This is a genomic window from Bathymodiolus platifrons methanotrophic gill symbiont, assembly GCF_002189065.1.
GTDB lineage: Bacteria > Pseudomonadota > Gammaproteobacteria > Methylococcales > Methylomonadaceae > Methyloprofundus.
Genome location: NZ_BDMN01000183.1, coordinates 1 through 6690, shown reverse-complemented (window position 1 = coordinate 6690; position 6690 = coordinate 1). Strand labels below are relative to the sequence as shown.

Below are 6690 nucleotides of genomic sequence, written 5' to 3'. Positions count from 1 at the left end.
CAGCATGCCATAACCATCGCTGATTCGACTTTTTACCTACAAATGACCATTGTTCATCAATCTCAACTTCTTCGCAAACAAGCTCCAGCCGGACGTCTAAAGGTGTTTCTGATTTTTGAGATAGAAAAATAGGATTTACCTGTACAAGGCTATCTTCTTTGCTTTTCAGGATGCTGATGACTGTATTTTTATTGATTTTCAGAACCCGTGCGGTGTCTCTAATACCACTGCTATTAATAGCCATTTCGACGACTTTTTCTTGGACTCCAGGCACACATGCATTATAGCGATAGTACAGCATAAATGTTTGAGTTTGGCAGGCACTATTTTTGCAGCGATACCGCTGTATATTTTGAGCATTCTTTCCTGATTTCATGATAGTGCTACAGCGACAATTTGGGCAACTTACTTCTTGATAACATTTCATTCGAGGAATTATGATGTAAACCTTTTACTTCTCCTAATTATTTAAGTGAAATAACAGATTTAACCCACTACCGTCTATCCGTGATGCGAGTTAATGTATTTCACCCTGATAAACACGTTTTTTGCCTGTGACACATTCATGAATCAGGGATTGACGATATTGAGTTAGGGTTTTGATTTGCTTTGATATGGTTTCTTTGGTTTTATTTATCTTTTCACAAGCTTCATCCAAATAGCGTGTTATTTCATTCTGTTCATTTACTAATGGTAGTGGCACATTCAAATATTGATATTTATCTGCACCAATATTTTGAATGGTCGCTTGTGTAAAAATTAAATTTTTCCATTCTTCATAGGCAATTGACTTTGTAAAATAATATAAAAAATCACTACTTATCTTAGTCTCTAAAGGGGCTGCTTTAATTAAATAGCCAGCAAAACAAGCGTTCCCTTGATAATTTTTAAACTGAAATGTTTTTCCAACTGTTGCGCCACTTCTTGCAAATAAAATATCTCCATTTTTTAGCATATAAGGTGCTGCCACCGATACTTTTAATGACTTAAATGTATTATCTCTGAGCTTACCATCTGCTCCAAAATCAGTAATGCGAATATATCGAGGAAGGCTTTTATCTTCTAATTCGGCAGACTCATTAGCACCATATTGTAATTTTTCAGAAAGAATCCTCTTTAATTTGACCACTCGCCATGATCTATTAATTTCCCCTAACCACTCAGCCCCAGAATCCTTCATTGTTACTGCTTTATCTAAACCTTTAGTCACCGCCTCATGAATCACTGATTTACGATAAGCTTCTAATTTTTCTAATTGTTGCTGTTTTAGGCTGATGGTTTTATCAATATTTTGGCAGGCTTTGTCTAAATAATCGGCAATGGCTTTTTGTTCTTCCAAGTCAGGGTAAGCAATCGCTACATTTTTAATATTTCGAGAAGAAATAGCCCAACGTGTTACGCCCGTTGCTTCTCTATAAAATTGAGAGGCAATCGCTTTATCTGCTAATGCCCAAAATAGGAATGAACCTGAAACGTGGCAAGGTCTTTTTCGTAGCATTGTTAGGTGATAACCACACACTAGATTAGGTTTAATTTCTTTAACTAAAGAAGGAACGCCTATATCCATAGGGTCTTCTGAGTCTTTTGTTAAAATCACATCTTCCAATTCTAGTGAAAACTTCTTTATTTCATACGCTGTAGCAGTTGCAGGCATGAACTTTAAATCATTCCTTATAAAATCGTTGTAGTAAACATCGACATAATTACAAAGCTCTACAGGGATTTCATCGTCATATTGTTTTTTATCTACATTGCTGGGCTTGAGAAAAAAACGGTTTTTGACTTTTCCCTTTACCCAATGCTCAGGAATTTTACCTAAACAATCAACCCCAGAATCCTTTAAATCATAAGCTTCCATTACAGCTCCTTAATCCCTGTCAACAAATCTTCCGCTTGCTTTTCCAATGCCCAAAATTCATTTAATAACTGTTCGCTGGAAGTCGGTTCTACATACTGATAAAAATATTTATTGGGCAGGATTTCATAACCCAGTTGCTCGACTTCTTTCCAGCGAATAATTGGATAATCAATTTCAGCGGCTAAAAATAAGTTAATATGCTGGGGTTTATCGGTTTGCATGGCATCAAAAGGAATATATTCCGTATCAGCTAAATAATGGCGGTGATAAAACTCAGCTTTGGTATGCTGTGCTTTTACCCATTTTTTAATCTCGTTGAGCGTGTCGCCTTTTAATTGGCTAATATGTGCTTTCAAGCGTTCTGCCAGTAGAGTTTCAAAGGCTTTAGCACCATTAATTTGTAATTCAATAGCGATAACCGAATCTTGTTCAAACGGTGATTGAATATCAATATAAAGAGTGAAGTCGCCATAGAACTCAACTTGCTTTTTGATATTGGCATTGCTGAGCTGTGAGGGTAATGGTTCGCGTAGCCACATCGGTTCATTCTGTTCATCAGCTTGCCAGTAGACAATTTTTACTTTGTGAAAAGCAAAGTCGGTGGTGCTGAATTTTTTGCAGTTTTCATCTGCTTGCCAAGTGGTAAATTTGTTGTGTATCCAGTGTCGGTGCTCATCGCTGAGGCGATTGCGTTTATTACCAAAGGCTTTGGGTTCTTTCTCGTATTGTTGGCGGGCATTGATAATCAGAACCTGACCTTTTTTATGCTCAGGCTTATTATTATTGAGTATCCATATATAGGTATAAATTCCCGTGTTATAAAACATTTGGTCGGGCATCATAATAATGCTGTCTAACAGGTCTTTTTCTAGGATATGGCGGCGTATTTCACTTGCGCCTTGCATTGCATCACCATTGCTTAACGGTGAGCCATTAAATAGAATGGCAATTTTAGAGCCGCCTTGATCAGCCGATTTCATTTTCTCAATCATGCTGAGTAAAAATAAAAATGCCCCGTCGCTTATATCAGGTGTTCCCCATTGATACCGAGAATCTATAAATTTTAGGGCATCGTCTTTATAGTCTGACCAGTTCACCCCAAACGGCGGGTTGGAAATCATATAATCAAAATGACTACCATAATGCTGGTCGCCATCGTCTTCGATGCTTTCAATATGAGGGATCAGTGAGTTGCCGTGGGTGATGTTAATATGGCTTTCACCTTTTAAAATCATATCGGCTTTGCACATGGCGTAATTTTGCGCTAAATATTCTTGCCCGTTAAGTAAGATAAGCTCTTCAACCTGTTTAGTTTCATGTTCATTTTTAGCTTTATCGATAATATGTTCTTTGGCGATGGAGAGCATACCGCCTGTACCACAAGCGGGATCATAAATTGAGAGTGCTTGGGTGGCGGTGGCTGGATCAAAGTTTATATCCATTAACTCAACCATGACGCGGATGATTTCACGCGGAGTAAAGTGCTCGCCCGTGTCTTTAGCATCGTCCTGAGAGAATTTTTGTAATAATTCTTCGTAAACATAGCCCATTTCTATATTAGAAAGCCGTTCAGGGCTAAAGTCTTCATCAGCGGCAAGCTCGATAATACTGGCTAGGCGTTTGGCTTTGACGATTTGAGTAATTGTGTTGCGATAATCAAATTTTTCGATAATTTCATCAATATTGGGGCTGTAGCTGTTGATGTATTCACGAAAATTAGCTTCTACTTGTGAGGAGCTGTCTTCCAGTATTTTAGTTAATGTCCAGTCTGATTGGTTATAAAACGCTAGTTTAGTGGTTTCCAGTAGCTTGATGCGTTTTTTTAAGTCTGCATCGCTAATATCGGGAGTTTTCTGTAACAGTTCTGCTTTAAACGCTTCTCGCTTGGTTTCTAACACGCACTCTATACGGCGTATCATGATCATTGGTAGAATAACAGAAGGATAATCTTTAGCTTTGAATTTTCCACGTAACTTGATTGCACCTTTCCAGATTTCATTGGATAGGTTATTGAGGCGTTCTTTGTTGATCATTGATGGTTTTTAATATTTGATGGAGTATGGCTGATCTCGATAATTTAATACGTATCTTATACTAAAAAGCGCTATATATTCCGATGCAATCCTATATGGCAAGATAAATTCTTTCGCTGCCAGCCATGGAGAGCGAACGCGAGGGCTGGTAGTCCCCAGAAGGCGTAGGGCCGTTGTTTTGTCGGAATCGTAGCGCTAGCGTAGGTGGAGACAAAATAAAAGGCATTCCGAAACGCCGTCCAGTCATTTGAGGGAGTGTTACGAAGCCAGCACCGAGTTTACGATGGTAGTGGCGAAGTGGCACGTACGCAGGACGTCTGGGGCGCCGAAGGCATTAGCGGTCGCGTTAAGTTTTTGCCGCTTGCTTGGGCTGGGATGCCCAAAACAAGCTTTCGCAAAAATAGCGACTCCCCGGCCTATTATCATAACTAGGGGTAACACTTGGCCGCTCAATATTCACATAAACATTTTTTTAGACATATTCCTAATCACCAGTTAGTCAGCTACTTTAGTGCTAAGTCGATTGAGCTGGGTGTTGATTTTAGTGCTTTAAAAGAAAAGGAGGTTGATAGCATTTTTCTTGCTTTTACGGCTTTGCCTGAAGCACAGCAAGCGGTTATTGAGGCAGAATTTCAAGATATACATGCGATGGCCTGTGAAGGTGGTATAGCGGCTTTGATAGATGAAGCACATTTTTATAATGAGGAGACTTTTGTAGAGAGTATTGCTGAATTTGAAGGTTTTCATGCCAAAGTGATGTGGGCTTTTCTTGAGAAACATGCTTACTGGATGGGGGCGACTATGTTCCTCCATGCGGATAATGTAAGTAGTTCTTATTGGAAACGGCGTAATGATTTGCCCAATGTGCCGCCAAATGTTGGTGATAGTGCAATTAAAGCTTTAGCTGATGAGATTAGTGCTTTTTTTCATAAGAATGAGGGGCGCGGTAGAAACTGTCAGGTAGAGCCTTATCGTCGGCATAATAAAGAGTATTTTTTTGCTTACCCTGAAGATTTTGGTTTATCGTCTGTTGAGTGGGAGAGTGATGCTTTAAAAACACGCGCCCGACATCCTGCTTTTGAAATTATTTTTGTTTATTGTGAAGAAGAAGGGGCGTTAGATATTTATGCTCCTAAAAATACGAAAGCTGTACCTGAGTTGCAGAGAATATTTGCTAGAACAATTCTTAATTTAGAGACGCTAAGTAACGGTAGGATTGATAAGCGGGTTTATGATTTAGATCCTTTAGGGGATGCTGCATTTACGTTTCAAATTGCGCCTGAATCGGGTATTGAGCAGATAATGGTCACTCAGTTACGGCTTACATTAAAACATGGTAGTAAACGGCGTATTTCTTTAGAAGCTGATACTAAAAATAATCCTCAAGCGGTTTATGAGTTATTAGAAGAATTGAATCCACCTGCTTATTTTGTGACTCAAACCCGTGTAAAAGTTATTTTTGAACCCACCGTCGGCAGGCGCACCAAGACACGTACCTTTAATATTACTTATCCTAATTCCTGTCCGCTGGGGCATGATGGCGATGATTTAAAAATTCGTGAGATATTAGAGAAGTCGGGTATTGAGCCGCAGCCGTAATCATTCATTACTGTGTTATGACCTATGAAAACAAATGGCGGTTGGAATTCCGATAAGCCATTGAAAATAAAACTAAAGATGAATGCATAATGGTCTCATTCACATCGCTTTAATTATCAATATTTAGTGGAAAAGTAGAAAAAATTACACAATATCGCTACTTTTCCTCTTTTTTCCATAAATTAATGAGACTATTATGCATGTTGTAATTACATATATTTCAATGTGTTATGCCATATCCAACCGCCAATTGTTTTCATAGGTTATGACCTTTAATGATGTTTTACTTGGGTTATTAGTACACCTGAGAGCAGAAAATAAGCCAATTATAATTAGCTGGAATACTATTCAAAATTGGCCTGATGGAACATTAGAGTTGCTCTTAAAAGTAGGGCTTCTTATACGTACTTCTGCGGCTCAGTCTATTGAGTGTCATGCGTGTGAGAATCGTTGTTTTATGGATATTATCACGCTTATTCATGATGATCCTGCTTTAAGTCGCGCATTTATTGTTTGCGATGATGTTGAGATGCAAAGCCAAATGGGGCGGGTGCAAATTCCTTTAGTGCAATTACAGCAATGGCAAGCTGATGTTAAGCGGCTGTCTAAGGTAATTGCGGGATTGTTAGGGTTAAAAGATAAAATTACCTTCACAGTCAACCAACCTGTGATTAAGTTGGGTATGCTAAAAACGGCTAGAGGTCGGCGCTGGGTGACTTTGAATAGTTTAGATTTATCGCTGGAAGTCAATCAGCATACTGTTCCTGTTGAAGAGGTTTTATATTTTGAGGGAGAACAGCTTTTTATTGACCAAGATGCTATTGATGATTTGCTCAATCGTGAGCCATTAAGGCAAGGTAAAAGCTATATCCCATTAACTAATAAGCGTGAAGCTCGTAAGCTTGAAACTCAAATGATGTATCAGGACTGGCAAGATGCGTATGTACAGCTTAAAAAACAGAACATTACTAAATCTAATAAGTGGTGTTCACTTCAAATCGCTAAAATGGATATTGCCAACGCTAAGGACGCTGAAACTATTCGTAAAAACATGGTTAAGTAACAAAGTTGGGCGGAATTTTTGCGCCCAAAATATGAGTTATTAAGTTGTTGTTTTATTTGTAGTATTTATTTTATCTCAATAATTCTATTCTAAATTCAGTTCCCTTGCCTTAACTCAAAGCTATCTTGAAAATCTAT

Annotated in this window: 6 protein-coding genes; 3 read left to right on the top strand and 3 right to left on the bottom strand. The window is 38.5% G+C overall.

What is annotated here, in order from left to right; all coding sequences use genetic code 11:
- From CDZ78_RS11010 to CDZ78_RS11000, 3 genes are all read right to left on the bottom strand, one after another.
- The coding region (locus CDZ78_RS11010) for an IS1 family transposase (protein WP_444979203.1) at positions 1-427 on the bottom strand (427 nt) is incomplete at its 3' end.
- 90 nt (positions 428-517) lie between these two features.
- Positions 518-1858: a restriction endonuclease subunit S gene (locus CDZ78_RS11005; protein WP_087870059.1), complete on the bottom strand. Its 1341-nt coding sequence runs from the start codon at positions 1856-1858 to the stop codon at positions 518-520.
- Entirely contained in the window at positions 1858-3891 is a 2034-nt protein-coding gene (locus tag CDZ78_RS11000; RefSeq protein WP_087870058.1) for a type I restriction-modification system subunit M, read from the bottom strand. Before CDZ78_RS11000 ends, CDZ78_RS11005 begins: the two co-directional genes overlap by 1 nt.
- A 255-nt stretch (positions 3892-4146) precedes the next feature.
- Here CDZ78_RS11000 and CDZ78_RS21965 point away from each other — a divergent pair, with 255 nt between their 5' ends.
- The 3 genes from CDZ78_RS21965 (at position 4147) to CDZ78_RS10990 (ending at position 6553) form a co-directional block, all read left to right on the top strand.
- On the top strand, positions 4147-4323 hold the full coding sequence (locus CDZ78_RS21965; protein ID WP_167374265.1) for a hypothetical protein: 177 nt from the start codon (positions 4147-4149) through the stop codon (positions 4321-4323).
- Between the two features lie 9 nt (positions 4324-4332).
- The gene (locus CDZ78_RS10995; protein WP_087870057.1) at positions 4333-5490 is read left to right on the top strand and encodes a hypothetical protein; all 1158 of its coding nucleotides are present in this window, start codon (positions 4333-4335) and stop codon (positions 5488-5490) included.
- A gap of 265 nt (positions 5491-5755) precedes the next feature.
- Complete coding sequence (locus CDZ78_RS10990; protein ID WP_087870056.1) at positions 5756-6553, top strand: hypothetical protein; 798 nt, start codon at positions 5756-5758, stop codon at positions 6551-6553.
- Positions 6554-6690 lie beyond the last annotated feature (137 nt).